Consider the following 18,415-nt stretch of genomic DNA (forward strand, 5'->3'; position numbering starts at 1 on the left):
TATACATTACAGACATTATTATTCCAAGGAGGATTGTATGCAGAATGCGTTACAAAACAAAGTTTCTTTTCTATCACTTATAAAATATACCTTCCCCACTGTAGTCATGATGGTATTCTTCTCTCTATATACCATTATAGATGGTATGTTTATTTCCAGCTTTGTAGGAGCCAATGCCTTATCTGCTACCAACATTGTCTTTCCTGTTATTAGTATTTTAATCGGGATTGGCATTATGTTTGCTACTGGTGGGAGCGCTATCGTTGCTAAATATATGGGAGAGGGCAAGGATACTGAAGCTAAAGAGAGCTTCTCTTTGATTACTCTAAGCACCTTAGTTTGTGGTGGTATTGTAGCCATCATTGCTCTTTTCTTTATTAAAGACATCATCTACGCTTTAGGTACAACTGATTTACTCTATCAATATGGGCATAATTACTTATTTACAATGCTCGTTTTTACACCATTTATCTTATTAAAAGTGTATTTCGACTACTTCTTAGTAACGGCTGGAGCACCTAAGCTCGGCCTTATTAGTTCTATTAGTGGTGGTATTGTTAATATTGTTTTAGACTATATATTTATTGTATCTTTTAATCTAGGTGTTACAGGTGCAGCACTCGCTACTTGTATTGGTTATGTACTACCTTCTATCATCGCCATTATCTATTTTACAAAAAAGACAAATACCCTCTATTTTGTAAAGCCAAAGTTTAATTTTAATGTTATCAAAGATAGTTGTATTAATGGATCTTCTGAAATGGTTACTCAACTTTCTTCAGCCGTCACAACTTTCCTTTACAATGTTACAATGCTTAAATTTTTAGGTGAAGATGGCATTGCTGCAATTACAATTATTTTATATATTCAATTCTTACTAAATGCAGCATACCTAGGCTTTACTTCTGGCGCCTCACCTCGTATTAGCTTTAATTACGGAAGCCAAAACAAAGAACAAGTTCAGAAACTAATTAAATATAGTTATATCATTATATTCATTTTCTCTATTAGCTCTTTTGTCATAGCCCGTGGCTTATCAGAAGCACTTATTGCCACTTTTACAGCTAAAGGAACGAGCTTATTTGATATTACTTTAAATGGTTTTATTATCTTCTCAATAGGATTCTTAGTTAGTGGATTAAACATCTTTACCTGTGGTATGTTCACCGCTTTTTCTAACGGAAAAGTTTCTGCCCTGCTTTCACTGCTTAGAACTTTTATATTATTTACATTGGGCATTGTAGTTTTACCGTTCCTATTCCACATTAATGGTGTATGGCTTGTTGTACCCTTTGCTGAATTTTCAACTTTAATATTCTCTATAGTATTCTTATATAAATACCGTAATCAATATATGTATGATAATCTCTTTTCTAACAAAGAAGCTTTAGATATACTATAATTTTTATTATCTTACCAAATATAAATTAAGTGATTTAATTTAAATACTTTATAAAAAATAGAGGTTAAGCTACTCAACTGAGTAGCTTAACCTCTATTTTTTATAACTGGGCTGGAAGGATTCGAACCTTCGGATGCAGGAGTCAGAATCCTGTGCCTTACCGCTTGGCGACAACCCATTATGTTTGACTTTTATAATTTTATCATAAATTTTCTAAAAACTCAAGAGAGCAAAAAAAAATCGACTACCTTAGTAGTCTTTTTTCTTCATACAGGGCTAGGAGGATTCGAACCTCCGAATGCAGGAATCAAAATCCTGTGCCTTACCGCTTGGCGATAACCCTATATAGCGTATCCACAGGGATTCGAACCCCGGACCCACGCCTTAGAAGGGCGTTGCTCTATCCAGCTGAGCTATGGATACATAAAGCGGGTGATGGGAATCGAACCCACGTGGCCAGCTTGGAAGGCTGGAGTTCTACCATTGAACTACACCCGCATAAATTGCTTCATGTATAATATTAAATTTTAAAAGATGCGGGTGAAGGGAGTCGAACCCCCACGCCAATGGCGCTAGATCCTAAGTCTAGTGCGTCTGCCAATTCCGCCACACCCGCATATGAGCCACCGGAGGCTCGAACTCCGGACCACTTGATTAAAAGTCAAGTGCTCTACCAACTGAGCTAGTGACCCAAATTTAATTGTTTGTCCTACTGGACAGCAGGGCTAGGAGGATTCGAACCTCCGAATGCAGGAATCAAAATCCTGTGCCTTACCGCTTGGCGATAACCCTATATGTAAAAACTAAGGGTGGAGAATGGGAATCGAACCCACGGCCTCCAGAGCCACAATCTGGCGCTCTAACCAACTGAGCTATCCCCACCATACGTATCCACAGGGATTCGAACCCCGGACCCACGCCTTAGAAGGGCGTTGCTCTATCCAGCTGAGCTATGGATACAAAGAGCGGGTGATGGGAATCGAACCCACGTGGCCAGCTTGGAAGGCTGGAGTTCTACCATTGAACTACACCCGCGTAAAACTTTTAGTTTTTACACCGTCGGCCTCAACCGACAAAATGTATTATACATAAATAAACACTCTACGTCAACACCTTTTTTATTTTTTCTTAAAATCTTCTAGAAACCCTTGATTCATCAAGCATTTGTAAGAGTGCAATATCCATAATACGACTATTTTTAATCTCAATCATAGCAAAAGATGGTACTGTGCTATCTTTTGGTAAAGTCATACTTCCTGGATTTAAAAGGGTAATGCCATTTTTTGTTTCTTTGTGGGCAATATGCGTATGACCAAAAATAGCAATCTTTGCATCATAAGCCTCTGCATCAATCCATAATTCCTCATAATCATGCTTTGCATGTTGCTGATGACCATGAGTAATCATAATCGGTACATCATCAATGTGCACCAAAATAGTATTTTCTATACCATAAGAAGAAAAGTCGCAATTCCCTGGCACTTTATAGACCGTTAATTCTGGATATATCATTTCAAGACGTCTAGCATCATCTATACAGTCTCCACAATGTATAATGTGTGTAAGATCATGTGATAAATACATTTCTATTAAACTTTCCACATGGCCTGTACGAGCATGTGTATCACTTATAACAAGTATCTTCATATTATTCACCTAAATATTCCATTAGTTTTACCTTCATAGCTTCTAAAGCTTTTGCACGGTGACTAATTTTATTTTTTTCTTCAGCTGAAAGCTCTGCTGTGCTCTTTTTAAAATCATTAATAAAGAAAATAGGATCATATCCAAAACCATTTTTGCCTTTTGCTTCATGTCCAATATGCCCTTCTATTGTAGCAAGTGTTACCATTGTAGGGATATTCTTCCCTGCTGCTGCAATAGCGCATACGAATCTTGCTGTTCGCTCTTCATCCTGTATATCTTTAATACGATCCAGTATAATCTGATTTTTAACTTCATAAGGTGTATCCTTCCCTAAATAGCGTGCTGAATATACACCTGGCTCTTTGTTTAAACAGTCAATCTCAAGACCTGAATCGTCTGCTAAAATAATAGCATCTGTATAAGCAGTTAAAGCTTCTGCCTTAATCACCGCATTCTCTTCAAATGTTGTGCCATTCTCTTCAATATCTATATCAATCCCTGCTTCTCCCATAGTTAATACTTCTACAGGAAGCCCCTCTAAGATTTTCTTGATTTCTTTTACTTTTCCTTGATTTTGTGTAGCAAATATAATTTTTTTCATTAGTTTACCCTCGTTAATCTATTTTTATATTGTTATAAACAAATTTCTTAAATATATTCTATTGTAAAGCTAAATAATCTATTTGTGAAGTCTAGGTTCCGATTCAATCAGCTAAATTATAGTCCCTTTCAACCTCTCCATTCTATAAATTAAATATTCTTTGACACACAAAAAAGGAGTCATTACACTTCGTGTAACAACTCCTTCCAATTTCTTATCTAAATGAGATTGTATTAAACATCTCGATAATCGCATTTCCTACTGCTCTTGCATAAGTTTGATTAAAGCTACTACTTGCTAATAGAGCTGCCTCTGTAGGATTAGAAATAAATGCTCCCTCTAATAATATAGCTGGCATTTTGCTTGTATTAAGTACAACTAAATCTGGTCGTGATTTAACACCTCTATTGTAAGTTCCACATTCAGCTATAATATGATCTAGTGCAATTTGAGCCATTTGTTTACTTCTGCCATCTGTTGTGCTTGGATAGTAAAGTACCTCTGTCCCTTTACTTGTTGCTGTATGAGAATTATTATGTACGCTAACGAACATATCCGCTTCGATTTCATTTGCCATATTCGTACGATCTCTTAACCCTGGATAGGTATCTTCTTCTCTTGTCATATAGATCTTAATATCGGAGTTTGCCTGAATATAGTTCATAATGGCTAATGTCTGAGTTAAGTTAACTGTTTTTTCAACTACCCCATTACCACTACTTCCACCATCTGTTCCACCATGTCCTGCATCTAGCACAAGTATCTTTCCATATTTCTCTTTTGGTTTAACCAATTCAATCACAAGCTTATCATCTTTTTTACTTAAGTTAACAGCTCTTATAGTCTGCTCTTCGATAATAAAACGTGTTGTTGTTCTATTTTCTACTGTCAACGTTGAGACTGCACTATCTCCAATAGTCCATTTCCCTTCACTAAACTGACTAGAGTAGTTATCTCCTAAATCGATAACTAATTTCTTCTCTCTATATCTATCATCAACAGTGATATCGCTTATACTAAAACTTGTTGGCATAGTAATTTCAAAGCTTGGTCTATATTCTCCTGTGTATTCAATAAACTCAAATAGTGGTTTGCTAAAGCGTATGATTGTATTTTCTTTTACAATTTCTGTTGTATGTGTAAATTTCACATCATCTTGTAGATTAATTGTAATTTTTACGTTATTGCCACTTTCCGTTGCATATACACTATCTATGTAATTGCCTCTAACACGATTCCACTCAACATCTTCTACTAAACTTGTATTTGGTAAAGTCACTATAAGCTGACTTGCATTTTCTTCCATTGTCATCTGACTTGGCGCAAATCCTTGAATTCCTAAATATTCACCTTTTAAATCTTCTCCTACTGCAAGTGCAGGAATTTCTTCTTTTGAAAGTTGAATAATAATGTCTGTACGATCATCACTTAGGCTCACAAGAGCCTCTGCTCCAGATGTTAAATCTAATACAACACGCGTTTTATCCGCTGCAAATTGACTTGTACGGATTTGTTTAACATAGCTATTGCTTGCTACTTGAACTGTACTACCTAATTGATTCTTACTATTTTTAATATCAATAATAAGCTTACCTTCTGAGCGACTTACTTCAAAATCACTAATTGGTGTACTTGCTTCAATCATACATGTTGCATCATTACGTCCACCTAATACTGTAGCACGGTCAATTGTTGTCATATTGTAACTTGCTGCCGCTTTATCTACAACTAACCCCGTACTATCTCCTTCATAAAACTGCTTAATTCCATCTACTGCATTTTCTAATTTATTACCTATAGCTGGTAATATAGGTGTTGGCTTACTTTCTGGCTTTTCTTCCGGTACTGGATCTGGCGTTGGCTCTGGTTCAGGTGTCACTTCTGGCTTAGTCTCTGGAAGTGGTTCTGGGTTATTACCACCATCTGGCTTTGTGTTACCTTCTGATACGTAAACTGCACGTTCATCTCCACCTACCCATTTTACTTCTAATCCAATATTCTCCCCTATAAATCGTAAAGGCACCATAATCTTATCATTAATAATCTTAGCTGGTACATCTAGCTGAACATTTTTACCATCTAACCATACTTCATCATTATCTGGCTCTAAAATCATGAGTGAGTCTTTATAACTTACATATATTTTTCTTTCATAACTTTTCCATTCTACCGCTGCTCCCAATGGTTCAAATACTTCACGAGCAGGTACTAATACACGTTCATCTATTTGGACAGGAGGCATAATCTCTGTCTTTTTTTCCTCCCCATTAATATAAAGTGTAATCGGTGGTAAATTGTATTGATGTGTTTTTCCATCATAAGTTAATTCCATAGAACTTGCATATATAGGGCTAACGCTCATTAAAGCAATAACTGTACTAAGCACTAACTTCTTCGTCGTTTTTTGCATGGTCTCCTCCTAAAAATGTCAACATTTGCTTCTAATCTATCCACATTATAGCAAATTTTTTAGGGGTACATACATTTTCTTTATACTTCTTAACAAACTTGTAATAATTTATAATCTCCACAATTTTCAAGTCGTTTTATCCAATTTATTGAAATCATAGTTCTCTTGTTCTACTTCCTTTTCCTTAGGGATACACAAGATACAGACAAACGCAATACTAATTAATCCAGTCAATACCCCTAATGCTGTCTGCCATACCATTTGCATATTATCATGAGGTAGTTTATCGTATACGACACCAATAAGTTGAGGAACTATCGCCCCCCCTAAAAAACCTGCAAAGTTTACTACTGACATAGTAATACCTGCATATTGCTTAGGATGGCGTTCTTTCGCATAGGCCCAAGATACAACAAAACTTGTTGCGGTAAGACCTAAGATAAAAAATACTATATTGAGTACAATCCAAGGCATAGGAATAAATACAACTATCAACCAACATATTAATTGCATACCACCAAATAAAATCATTGGTTTTCTTCTACTTTTCATGGTATCTGAAAGCTTTCCAATAATGATTCCACCTACTGCTACTCCCAGGGTAATAAAACTCATAGCATTAGCTGCTGTTGTTTTACTAATTCCTTTATATAAATCTTGGAACATACTTACTCCCCATGTCCCCGTTAATGCCATTGTTGAACCAAAAGTTAAAGCATAAGCTATCATAATAGGATATAATGCTCTATCTTTTAATATTTTTTTGATAACCTCCCAAATTCGAGACCATTCATTACATTCTACATTCATTTCTTCTACAGGATTTACAGGTTCTCTTTCTTTAATAAAATACCACCCTAATATACCTAGTATCAATGTGATTCCACTAATCATTAAAAATGAATTTCTCCAACCTATAAAACTATTCAAATAAGCTAATGGCGCCATGGCTAAAATTGCGCCTAAGTTTCCAATAAAAGAAGTACATCCTGACATAGTTCCAAACTTCTCCTTTGGAAACCATTCTGCAATGATTTTAAGAATACATACAAATACGACTGCCACGCCAATACCAACTAGGAAACGACCTATAAACGCTACAACAATATGTGGTGCACAAGCAAAAATTAAACTGCCTACTGTCGCTAGCATGGTTCCCATTGTAATCGTTTTACGAGGTCCTAATGTATCTGCTAAGATACCTGTTGGTATTTGCATAAACATATAGGCGTACATATACATAGATCCTAACAGTGCAAAAAGACTCCCCGCTTCTTCACTATTCGTTAATCCAAAAGCCTCAAACATTTCATCTTTTACTACACCTGTAGCTACCCTATGAAAAAAGACAATGACATAAACACAGGCAGCAATTCCCCAGATCATATAAGCCTTATCCTTATTTTTTGTGTCCATAGTATCTCCCCTTATAGCTTATCGCTTTTTTCTATTATACAAAGTGGACAGGAGTGTTGTCTATTATTATTCAGAAAATACACTTTATTCTCTTATATAAATCTAACTACAAAAATAGAAGCTACTACACTTGTATGTAATAGCTTCTAACCTATTTATACTTTTCACTAATTTACTTATTTAAACCTTCAGCGTACTCTTTGAATTTTATAGCCATTTCTTTATATACGTCTTCTGAACCTGCTGCTTTAAGCTTCTTTTGCATCTTAGCAATATCACCTGCTGGATCATCTGTAAAGCCTAAGCAAAGTAACTTATAGTCAGAAGCAAAGATATCACTCATTGCAGCTACTTGGTTCTTAACAGGATCACTATTAAAGTTAAAAGTAGAATACTCATTAGGAGATACTGCCGTTTCTAGCCATTTGTTGTAGAGTTCTGAATAATTAGGAATACCACCTTTTAAGCGTTTCCAATAAGCATCATTACGAATCCCCCAGTTACAGTTTGCATCATAACCATAATTTGCATTAGCAGGTAATAAAGTAACTGTACCATCTCCATTATTTGTATAGTGTTCACCTTCAATACCATAACAGAATAAATCATGAATTTCTTCATCATTTCTCAATAAATCTAATACCATAAGTGCTCTTTCTGGATTCTTAGATTTTGAGAAAATACTCATTCCATTTCCCATAAAGGATACAAGTGTAGCAGGGATCTCATCCATTGCATCAAATACTTGAACTTTCCATTCTGGATGTGCTTCATTGACAGAAGAGTACTGGCTTACAGCTGTATTTAAGTTCATAATGGCTGCTGCACTTCTACCAGATGCAAAGCTTTCACGATTGTCTGTTGTATTAACAACTGCACTCTTGCTCCAGTATCCTTTGTCTTTCCAATCTTTTAATTTGGTAATAACATTAAGGAATTCAGGATTCTCGCTTACATGTTTTACTGTGTAAGATTTATCTCCTACTGCCATGGAGCCACTTAATTGCCATGGTCCTACACCTGTAACTTTACCATAAACCTCTTGATTCCACATTCTATCAAACATAAATGTTGCATCATAATCTGATCCAACATCCATAGGGATCAATTGAGGTTCATTTTTAGCAATTGTATCAAGATATTTTTCTAATCCCTCTAACCCTGTTACATCTGCTACACCATATTTATCCATTAAATCTCCACGTGCCATATAAACATAACCTGATAATTCTTTATAATTCATTGGTAACATATAAACTTTACCTTCTACCTTTGCTTGTTCCCAAGCTTCTTTATAAATTGTAGAAGCTGTCATCGGTGCATACTTTTCTAAATTTCCTTGTGTAATTTCATAGAATCCTTGTTTAACGGCTTGAGAATTATAAAATGCCCAGTCTGCTGAATAAATAATGTCAAACTCTTCTCCTGAAGCAAAAAGAAGCGGATACTTTTGTTCATATTCTCCCCAACTCATAAATTTCACATCTAATGTTGCATTAATCTTTTCTTTTAATTTTTCATTAATCATTCCAAATACTCTATCAAAATCAGGTGTACGATCTCCTAATAGGTACATGGTCAATTTAACTTCTTTTGAAAGATCAATATCAGGTTCTTGGGTTTTATCTCCTTCTGCTGGTTGATTTATTTCCTGATTCGGTGTAGGTTTTGTACTTTCCGTCCTACTACTACACCCTCCAAGTGCCATAGATAACATTAATAAAACTGAGATAACTCCTGACAATAATTTTTTTCGATGCATAACTGTGCCCCCTTTATTTTTTCATTACCCTTTTACTGCTCCTATTGTAACGCCTTTAATAAAATACCTTTGCAAAAATGGATAAAGTAATATAATAGGTCCAATAGCAATAACTGTCATAGCCAGTTTCATCGGTTCACTCGGTATAGATGCAACGACAATACCACTTCTTGCTGCAGCAGCTTGCAAAGCACTTGCCTTGGTCAAAATATTATTTAAGTAATATTGAAGTGGAAACATCTTTTCATTATCGATAAAAAGCATTGCATTATACCAGTCATTCCAGTAGTTAAGTGCTGTAAAAAGTCCTACCGTTGCCATACCTGGCTTACAAAGTGGCAAAATAATTTTGGCATAAATCGTAAAGTCTCCTGCTCCATCTAATTTAGCACTTTCATAAATAGAATCTGGTATAGACTTCATATAACTCTTTAGTATGAGGAGATAAGTAACATTTACAACAATGGGTAAAATCAAAGATAAGAAGTTATTTTTGAAATGGAGATACTTGATACATAAAATATACCAAGGTACTAAACCTCCCCCAAAAATGGAGGTAAAATAATAGAAAAAGGAAACTTTGTTACGGTATTTAAAATCTTTACTATTTAAAACATAAGCTGCCATACTCATCATCAATAGACTACTTATTGTACCAATCACAGTAACACCAATGGTGACCGCATAAGCATTTAAAAGTGCACCTGGTGCTTTAAACAAAATTTCATAGGCTTCTCCTGAAAAACTTTTTGGCCATAGCCTGTAGCCATCTAGTAAAATAGATTCTTGTGTTGTCAATGAACCTACAATAATAAGCCAAAAAGGTATGGTACAGTAAATAGTAAGCACGGTTAAGAACAGATAGGAAAACACATTGAACATTTTACGATCTAGTGATGTTGGTACATTTTTAATTTTTCTTTTCATCATGTTTCCCCCTTAGAACAGTGAATAATCTGGTTCTACTTTCTTAACAATGGTATTGGCAATCATAATAAGGATGAACGAGAATACTGATTGATAAAAGCCTACTGCTGCTGTCATACCATATTCTTGCATACTGAGCATAGACCTTGTGACATACGTATCAATAACATCTGTGACTTCATAAACCATAGGGTTATTACCTGTTACTTGCCAAAACATTTGGAAGTCCCCTTTCATAATGGTTCCAATTGCAAGTAAGAATAAAATCACAATGGTTGGTCTAATACAAGGTAAAGTAATATTCCAGATTTTCTGCCACATGGTTGCACCATCAATACTTGCTGCTTCATATAGTTCTTCATCAATACTCATAATACTTGCCAAATACATTGTTGTAGAGTAGCCTACTCCCTTAAAGACACTCGCCGCTGCCAGTATGGGTATCCATGCCGCCGGGTTTGAATACACATCAATCGGTTTCTTTCCAAAGACCTCAAGCAATGTATTAATAGCCCCAAACTCATAGTTAAATAAACTATAGATAAAAGCACCTACTACAACCCATGAAATAAAATAGGGTAAAAACATTAAAGATTGTGTCAGGCGTTTAAAAAACTTATTAGTCAGTTCTGCCAATAAAATTGCACACATAATAGCAAAAAAAGTTCCAAGAATAAGAAATAAAATATTATAGAGAATAGTATTTTTTGTAATACTCCAGATCTTACCTGATTTAATAAAAAACTCAAAGTTATCAAATCCTACCCATGGACTTCCAAATATGCCATCATGATAATTAAAATTTTTAAAAGCTAGAACTATACCACCCATGGGAATGTAACACATTAAGATAAGAATCAGCGCACTTGGCAGTAACATCAGCCATTTGGTCCTGTTAACTTTTAAATCATAAAATATGCTGTGTTTTTTTTGTTTCACTGTATTCTCCCCCCCTCCTTTACTCTTATTATACGATTCTCTGCATAGTAAATTAACGGGATTATTTTTAGATAAGTAGAATTTTTTGTGTTGTTATAAACAAAAAAAGGTTACTCATAAAGCAACCTTTTAGTCTAATATTTTCGGAATACGCAATGTAACAATCGTTCCACTATCTATTTTGCTTGTACATGTGATACCATATTTGTCTCCATAGGCTAGTTTGATTCTTTCGTGTACATTTCTTACACCATAACCACTCCTTTGTTGTTCCATAGACTTATCAAAATTAAAATGTTTCTTAAAAGTCATTTCGCTCATACCAATCCCATCATCTTGTACATTCAAGCAAATGTCTTCTCCTTCTTCTAGCACCGTTACTAAAATCATGCCTTCTCCGCTTGCCTTCTCAAAAATACCATGTATAATTGCATTTTCTACAATAGGCTGAAGAATAATTTTAATCACTTTATACTGCATAAGCTTTTCATCTGCTTGTATCATTAGTTCAACCCGTTGATTGAACCTTAAATTTAAAATTTGTACATAGAGTTCTACATGACGGAGTTCTTCTTTAATACTGATACAGTCTCTACCACGACTTAAGGAAATTTTGTAAAATTGTCCTAATGCTTTTACCATGGTTACAATTTCAGGAATTTCTCTATCTATAGCAATACAATTAATAAGATCTAGGGAATTATATAGAAAATGGGGATTAATCTGGGCTTGTAACGCCTTCAGCTCTAGGCTCTTAATTGCTTTACCTGCCTCTTCTTTTTCCTGCATAAGGATATTGATACGTTGCATCATATTATTAAACGCTTGCATGGTCACACCAATCTCATCTGTACCCTCTGCTTGAATCGTAATACTCATATCTCCTTCTTCAACCTTTTGTATAGACTGTGTAAGCTTAATGACACGATTAAGCGTTAAGCTAGATAATGCATAGGCTATACAATATACCATACCGCCTACCACTATCACAAGCAACAATAAACTGACTATTAATCTTGTTATCTCTCCATATACATCTTCATAAGGAATGACACTTACCATATACCATTGTGTATCTGAAATAGAGGCATAACGATAGAAATATTTTTCTTTACCAATGAGTGTTTCATGCCACTGTTCCTGTGTTTCATTACTCATACGCAAAAATAAAGTGGTATAAAAACCTTTATCAAAGTGCTTATTAGAGGTAACTAACAAGCGATTTTGCTCTATTAAAAAAAAAGAACTATTTTCTGTAACAGGTGTCCTTATTGCTAAATCCATAAAATATTTTTTGCTAATCTCTATGCGCAGTACTGCTAAAATCTCTGATAAATCACTAGGGTCATAAAGCAATCTAACCATAGAAAAACATTCTTTCTCTTCTTCACTCGTATCTTGAAATAATTCTGGATCAAACCAGTAATTTACCTTTTTCGACTCACTTGCCTTCACAAACCAATCTTTATTTTGGATACTTTCTAGCTTAAAAATTTCTTTATTTTGCCCTGCATAGATACTTTCATTATTAACATAGAAACTTATTCTTTCTACATTTGTAACATCTCTAAAATGCTTAAAAATCTCTACAAGTGTCTTACTATCTATCAACTGATTATAGATTGGATAGCCTGACAAATCAGTTGTTGCCATACGATAAATCAACTTATTTTTAGCTAAGGTATTCATCATTTCACCTATCTGTCTAAAATTTTCTTCCATCATAAACTGAGTATTACTAAATGTCTTTGTTGCTGCAGATAAGGTTTGATCATGCATCATATAGGATAGCTTGCTAAAAGTTACTATGGAAAAGCATCCAAGGGGTATAAGAAGTAAGAAAAAATACATGCCTAACAATTTATTTTTAATATGACCATTATAAAGTTTTTTCCCTAACCTATATTTCATCCTCATACGCCCAATGCCTTTCTCTAAATTGCTTTGGTGTAATCCCTGTTACTTTGCTAAAAACTTTTGTAAAGTACTTTCCATCTGCATAGCCTACTTTATAAGCAATATCATATAGTTTAAGTTTTGGATTTTTTAGCAATTCTTTTGCTTTATCAATGCGTAGCTGAGTAAGTGCTTGATTAATGGTTATACCTGTTTTCTTTTTATACATGACACATAAGTAACATTGTGTAAAATTAAAATAATTTGCCATATCTTTGATGCTAAATTCAATTTCTTGATAATGCTCCTCCAGGTATTGATGCATCTTATAAAAGGGATCATCTACTTCAGTAGGTGCACGTTGTACCATTTCAAAAAATTTGCGTAGTGTTTCTTTTACAACACCTGCTGTACGATATAAAGTTTCTGACTGATTGAGCCTATGTATTATTTCTCTTCTTTCTAGTTTAGAGCTTAACATTCGTGACTCTACTTCTTGTAAGACATAGAAAATTAATTTAAAGTAGACATTTTTAACATAATTAATTGATGTTCCATTGGAATGTTCAAACTGATTATAAAGCGTGTGTAAGAGCATCATCAACTCATGTTCTCTTCCTTCTTTTAACTCATGTTCAAAAGTATCAAATAACTCATGTTCAACTTCATAAGCTGGTTGTGCTGCTTGAACAACATAGACTTGATTTTCTTTTTCAAAGAAACACCTATTTATCCCTTCTCTTACAAATTCGCAGGCCTCTTGCAAATCAGATAACCTAACACTCTGGTTAATAATCGATATAAAAATAAGTCCTTCCTTATTAATCTCAACCATTTGACTGACTACACTCTGAATTTTTTCTTTAAATTGACTCCATTTCTCTCCACCTTTTACAATTAAAAACAAAATACCTACCCTATCCATACTTTTAATACAAGATTCTTTTGGAAAATTATACGTTAAAATTTCTTGATAAGCTAAATACTCATTAGAAGGCATAGCAACATGTAATTTAAACGCAGCAATATAATAATTAAGATTACTTGCAAAACTCGGTTTTGCTTCTAGAACAAGTTTCACAAAATCTTCTTCATTTAGAGTCACCTTGGTCATAAGTTGTTCCTCTAACAAATTCGTCTCCATTTTAAATACACGGATCTTTATTTCTTGTATTAGCTCTGTCATTAGCTTTGTAATATCTTCAAGGTCAATGGGTTTTTCTATAAAATTAGTGGCCTTAATTTGAATAGCCGTTTTTAAATATTCCTTATCTGCATAAGCACTTAAAAAGACAAAACAATTATCTGGTTGTTCCTTTCTAATTGCTTTTGCCATTTCAATTCCGTTCATATGTGGCATCTTAATATCACTAATAATAATATGAGGCTTGAGTTCCCTAGCTAACTTTAAGCCTTCCATACCATTTTCAGCACTATATACCTGCTCTACCCCTAACTGTTGCCACGGAATATGTTTGACTAAAATCTGTCTTGTAGCACCTTCATCATCTACAATAAGTACAATGATTGATTGATTCATGCTCAACACTCCCTTTAATCTATAGCCCTTTCCATATTAACTTTCTAATATCAACTTTCTAATACTTTCAAATTGTTCCACCTCTGTATTGTATACTTTAAAGGATGGGCACAACTTCTGCATCCATCTTCGCACTTGTTCTTGTTGTATACAGGGTAATGCCTTGAATAATTCATAGTCTTGTGCACCTGCCCTTTGAGCAATATAACGCATACTTCTATAAACATCTTTTTCTCCTGGGTAAATAATATGTGCATCTCCTGCTGGAAGTTTCTTTCCCTTATGAGGACAACATGCCTCATGGTATAGATCTTCTCCTATATAATAATTAAATCCCCAGTGTAAAAAGCCACTAAGTCCATAATAAAAAACCATCCACAAAATATATCTAGAAACTAACAGGGGTAAGTCCATACTCCTATTCATAATTTTCCCAGCTGGAAAAGCACAGGTATAATACCACATTTGCTCACCTGCATCTTGAATCTCTTGAAACTTTTCTCTATGTTTTTCATAAGTATCTTGTTTAGGCACCCATATATCTATGCCTCCACCTAAATTAAAAGTTTCTACCGCCTCTATAATGTTTACTCCTGGTACACACTTTCTAAATACAGAAGCAATGGCTCTATAGCTTAAAGCATTATATACTTGAGGCTCATCTGCTAAGGACTGCATAATTCTTCTATTCCATCCTTTTTCGTCTACAATACTTTGCCATTTGCAAAAATATTTTTTGAGTTGGTAATACCCCTCTAAGCTTTCTGCTGCAATACTTGGCTCCCACAGTAAGTAATATCCTTTATCGTTCCATTCTCCCCAATGTGCTATACATGCCCCTACAATGAATGGTGCACCTTCTTCTAAGGCTATCTCACCTGCTTTAATAACTTCTGTAAAATCAAAATCAACAACTTCATTCTTCTCATTTCTAATAGACTTTGCGTAAGGGAGCATAATATGGGTACAATGCATTTCTAACTGCCTTCGTACATAAAGGCGATAAAGTGCCCAGTATGCTTTAGAATTTAATGTAACCCCATGGTTCTTTATGATATTATCGTAACAAAAAAAATTCATCATCCCCAACTTTTGGTCTTTTTGTTCAGGCAATCGTTTATCATACACTTGTAATTTAATAACAATCTCTACAATCTTTTGTTGTTTGCTTTCATCTTCTATAAAAAGCTTTAAGATACCCCTTACTTCTCCTACTGTTCCCTCTCCTACCTTAAACTGTATATAAAGAGGGATACGCTTTTCATAACTTTCTACTTTTTCCCAAGGTATGAGACAATCATAAACTTTAAAGGGTGCTTGCCGAGTCACAAAGGTTTTGCATCTTTCATAGTCTAGGGTGGTCATAAACTCTAAATCTGTATTTTCATCTACAGTAATAGACTCTAAATAAAATACTTCTGTTTCTATAGGTTGTTCTACTTCCCAGTTCATCTGAATATGACATAATTTAAATTTTTCCTGAGGATCTAGAATACACTGAAAGCCTATATAGGCATTTTGAGCTGTATGTAAATGTGCATGCGTATTCTTATTTACCTCTGTATCTGGATAAAGCCATTCATTTTCATTATAAATAGATAGCATTTTAGACCTCCCTATATATTTGTATACGTCTATTATATATTATATTTGTGCAAAAAAGTCCCAAAATCATTTGAAATTTTAGGACTTTTTACAATTCTATTTATAGTATTTGTAGAAGTAATTTATATCTAATATTAGAAATGCATTAAACTATTTAATGTTTTATTCTTGTATCATTTGTAAGAAATCTTCTTCAGTTAGAATAGGTATTTCAAGTTCTTTTGCTTTTTTATTTTTACTAGAAGCAGATGTATTATCATTATTAATAAGGTAATCTGTCTTCTTACTTACAGAGCCTGTTACTTTTCCACCTAATTCTTCTATCTTATTACTTAATGCTTTACGGTTAGCAAAGTGATTTACATCTCCTGTAATAACAAATGTTTTCCCTTCTAGAGTAAGTGCACTAGTTTCTACCTTCTCTACTTGTTTAAATTTGATTTCTTTTGTTAAACGCTCTAGCATTTCTACATTAATTGGCAATTGGAAATAGTCATGCATCTCACGTGCAATAACTGGTCCGACTCCCTCTATTGTTACTAATTCCTCTGGTGTTGCTTTCTGAATAGCTTCCAAGTCATTTTCAAAATGCTTACAGATTAGTTTTGCATTCATTGGCCCTACTTGTAGGATGCCTAATGCGTAAATAAATTGATGTAAGTTAACCTCTCTTGTACGTTCAATAGCACTAATTAATTTATCATAAGATTTTTGTCCAAAGCCTTCCATAGCTTTAATCTCTTCTTCATAGTCTGATAAATGATATAAAGAAGCAAAGTCTACTAAAAAACCTTTTGCTAAGAATTTCTCTACTGTAGCTTCTGATAGTCCTTCAATATTCATAGCATCGCGGCTTGCATAGTGAACAAACGCTTGCTGACGTTGTGCTGGGCAGTTACCATTTGGACAATAAACTGTTTTAGCTGTCTTATCTTGTTTGATTACAGTTTCTGCACCACATACATGACATTCATGAGGTGGCTCAATTGGCCCTGACTGAGTTAAATTCTCAGCTATTTGTGGAATGATCATGTTGGCTTTAAAAACAGTTACTTGATCTCCAATACCAATTTTTAAATCTTCTACAATACTTAAGTTATGCAGACTTGCACGTTCTACCGTTGTTCCTTCTAATTCTACTGGCTCAAAAATAGCCACGGGATTAATAAGCCCTGTACGAGATGTATTCCATTCTATGGCTATAATCTGTGTCTCGCTGATTTCATCTTGCCATTTGAAAGCAATACCATCTTTAGGGAACTTAGCGGTTGTTCCTAAACTTTTAGAATAGGCAATATCATCATAAACAAGTACAAGTCCATCAGAGGCAAAATCACGTTTTTTAACTTCGTCTCCAAAGTAGGCTACAGCTTCTTCAATATTTTCTTGTGTGACTGCTTTGTATTCTACTATTTCAAATCCAAGGCCTTTTAGCCACTCCATCTTTTCCATTTTACTATTGCAAGTTTCATCACCTTCTACAACCGCAAATACATAAAGGCGCACATTTCTCTTAGCTGTAATCTCTGAATTCAGTTGTCGTACGCTTCCACTACAAAGGTTACGTGGGTTTTTGTATTTGTCATCCCCTTCTAACTTTTCATTGATACGTTCAAAGTCGCTATAGGTAATGACTGCTTCTCCACGAATTACGAGGCGCTCTTTGTAAGAAATAGTGAGAGGAAGGTTGAGAAATGTTCTCGCATTATTTGTTACATCTTCCCCTATTTCACCATTTCCACGGGTTACAGCTTGTATGAGCTTTCCTTCTTCATAAGTACATACAATAGTCAGACCGTCCAACTTCCAAGAAAGCATACCAAGCTGATTTCCTAAGAAACTTTTTAGCTTTTCTATTTCCTTGGTTTTATCTAAAGATAACATTCTAGATGGATGGGTTACTTTCTTCAAGTTACTTGCTACTTCATAACCAACCTTTTGCGTTACGCTTCCAGCAAGTACTGTCCCTGTTTCTTCTTCAAGTTTTAAGAGCTCATCATATAATTTATCATATTCAAAGTTACTCATCAGCTCACGATTTTCTTGTTCATAAGCATAGGCTGCTTTTTTGAGTAGCTCAACTAATTCTTGCATACGTTTCATCGTTTCTTCGTAGTTCATCATTATCTCCTTTTGTACATTCTTCATCCTATATAGTTTGCCGTTATAATCTTTTTTAATCTCAGATAAAGTGAGTTCTAAAGTCTAGATGGCAATCATCAGATCAACTATGTATATTCTCTATATTGCATGAGTTTCAACTTATTTTC

12 protein-coding genes and 10 tRNA genes are annotated in these 18,415 nt (G+C 34.5%); 1 reads left to right on the forward strand and 21 read right to left on the reverse strand.

What is annotated here, in order from left to right:
- Positions 1-37: 37 nt before the first annotated feature.
- Entirely contained in the window at positions 38-1,402 is a 1,365-nt protein-coding gene (locus PBV87_RS01665; RefSeq protein ID WP_271010916.1) for an MATE family efflux transporter, read from the forward strand.
- Between the two features lie 106 nt (positions 1,403-1,508).
- Here PBV87_RS01665 and PBV87_RS01670 read toward each other — a convergent pair.
- The 21 genes from PBV87_RS01670 to ligA form a co-directional block, all read right to left on the reverse strand.
- A tRNA-Gln gene (locus PBV87_RS01670) sits at positions 1,509-1,580 on the reverse strand.
- A gap of 93 nt (positions 1,581-1,673) precedes the next feature.
- Positions 1,674-1,745: transfer RNA gene (locus PBV87_RS01675), tRNA-Gln, on the reverse strand.
- A 6-nt stretch (positions 1,746-1,751) separates the two neighbouring features.
- A tRNA-Arg gene (locus PBV87_RS01680) sits at positions 1,752-1,825 on the reverse strand.
- 4 nt (positions 1,826-1,829) lie between these two features.
- Positions 1,830-1,900: transfer RNA gene (locus tag PBV87_RS01685), tRNA-Gly, on the reverse strand.
- Positions 1,901-1,937: 37 nt separating this feature from the next.
- Positions 1,938-2,018: transfer RNA gene (locus tag PBV87_RS01690), tRNA-Leu, on the reverse strand.
- Positions 2,019-2,021: 3 nt separating this feature from the next.
- Positions 2,022-2,094 (reverse strand) — tRNA-Lys (locus PBV87_RS01695).
- Positions 2,095-2,122: 28 nt separating this feature from the next.
- Positions 2,123-2,194 (reverse strand) — tRNA-Gln (locus tag PBV87_RS01700).
- A gap of 16 nt (positions 2,195-2,210) precedes the next feature.
- A tRNA-His gene (locus PBV87_RS01705) sits at positions 2,211-2,284 on the reverse strand.
- Between the two features lie 4 nt (positions 2,285-2,288).
- Positions 2,289-2,362 (reverse strand) — tRNA-Arg (locus tag PBV87_RS01710).
- A gap of 4 nt (positions 2,363-2,366) precedes the next feature.
- A tRNA-Gly gene (locus PBV87_RS01715) sits at positions 2,367-2,437 on the reverse strand.
- 93 nt (positions 2,438-2,530) lie between these two features.
- Positions 2,531-3,049 carry a metallophosphoesterase family protein gene (locus PBV87_RS01720; RefSeq protein WP_053984749.1) on the reverse strand — a complete coding sequence of 173 codons (519 nt, stop codon included), beginning with the start codon at positions 3,047-3,049 and terminating at the stop codon, positions 2,531-2,533.
- Position 3,050: 1 nt separating this feature from the next.
- Positions 3,051-3,650, reverse strand: coding sequence for an XTP/dITP diphosphatase (locus tag PBV87_RS01725; protein WP_053984750.1), 600 nt, complete (start codon positions 3,648-3,650; stop codon positions 3,051-3,053).
- A gap of 214 nt (positions 3,651-3,864) precedes the next feature.
- On the reverse strand, positions 3,865-6,060 hold the full coding sequence (locus tag PBV87_RS01730) for an N-acetylmuramoyl-L-alanine amidase (protein WP_271010917.1): 2,196 nt from the start codon (positions 6,058-6,060) through the stop codon (positions 3,865-3,867).
- A gap of 126 nt (positions 6,061-6,186) precedes the next feature.
- The gene (locus PBV87_RS01735) at positions 6,187-7,476 is read right to left on the reverse strand and encodes an MFS transporter (protein WP_271010918.1); all 1,290 of its coding nucleotides are present in this window, start codon (positions 7,474-7,476) and stop codon (positions 6,187-6,189) included.
- Positions 7,477-7,648: 172 nt separating this feature from the next.
- Positions 7,649-9,238, reverse strand: a complete 1,590-nt coding sequence (locus PBV87_RS01740) for a DUF3502 domain-containing protein (RefSeq protein ID WP_271010919.1) — start codon at positions 9,236-9,238, stop codon at positions 7,649-7,651.
- Between the two features lie 24 nt (positions 9,239-9,262).
- Entirely contained in the window at positions 9,263-10,165 is a 903-nt protein-coding gene (locus PBV87_RS01745; protein ID WP_330373783.1) for a carbohydrate ABC transporter permease, read from the reverse strand.
- A 12-nt stretch (positions 10,166-10,177) separates the two neighbouring features.
- Positions 10,178-11,104 carry an ABC transporter permease gene (locus tag PBV87_RS01750; RefSeq protein WP_271010920.1) on the reverse strand — a complete coding sequence of 309 codons (927 nt, stop codon included), beginning with the start codon at positions 11,102-11,104 and terminating at the stop codon, positions 10,178-10,180.
- Positions 11,105-11,233: 129 nt separating this feature from the next.
- Entirely contained in the window at positions 11,234-12,886 is a 1,653-nt protein-coding gene (locus PBV87_RS01755) for a cache domain-containing sensor histidine kinase (RefSeq protein WP_271010921.1), read from the reverse strand.
- 118 nt (positions 12,887-13,004) lie between these two features.
- Positions 13,005-14,540, reverse strand: coding sequence for a response regulator transcription factor (locus PBV87_RS01760; protein WP_053984757.1), 1,536 nt, complete (start codon positions 14,538-14,540; stop codon positions 13,005-13,007).
- Positions 14,541-14,576: 36 nt separating this feature from the next.
- On the reverse strand, positions 14,577-16,145 hold the full coding sequence (locus tag PBV87_RS01765; protein ID WP_271010922.1) for a DUF4091 domain-containing protein: 1,569 nt from the start codon (positions 16,143-16,145) through the stop codon (positions 14,577-14,579).
- A 162-nt stretch (positions 16,146-16,307) separates the two neighbouring features.
- Positions 16,308-18,266 (reverse strand): NAD-dependent DNA ligase LigA, encoded by a 1,959-nt coding sequence (gene ligA, locus PBV87_RS01770; protein ID WP_271010923.1) that lies wholly within the window; start codon positions 18,264-18,266, stop codon positions 16,308-16,310.
- Positions 18,267-18,415 lie beyond the last annotated feature (149 nt).

The organism is Holtiella tumoricola (assembly GCF_027857615.1).
Lineage (GTDB): Bacteria > Bacillota > Clostridia > Lachnospirales > Cellulosilyticaceae > Holtiella > Holtiella tumoricola.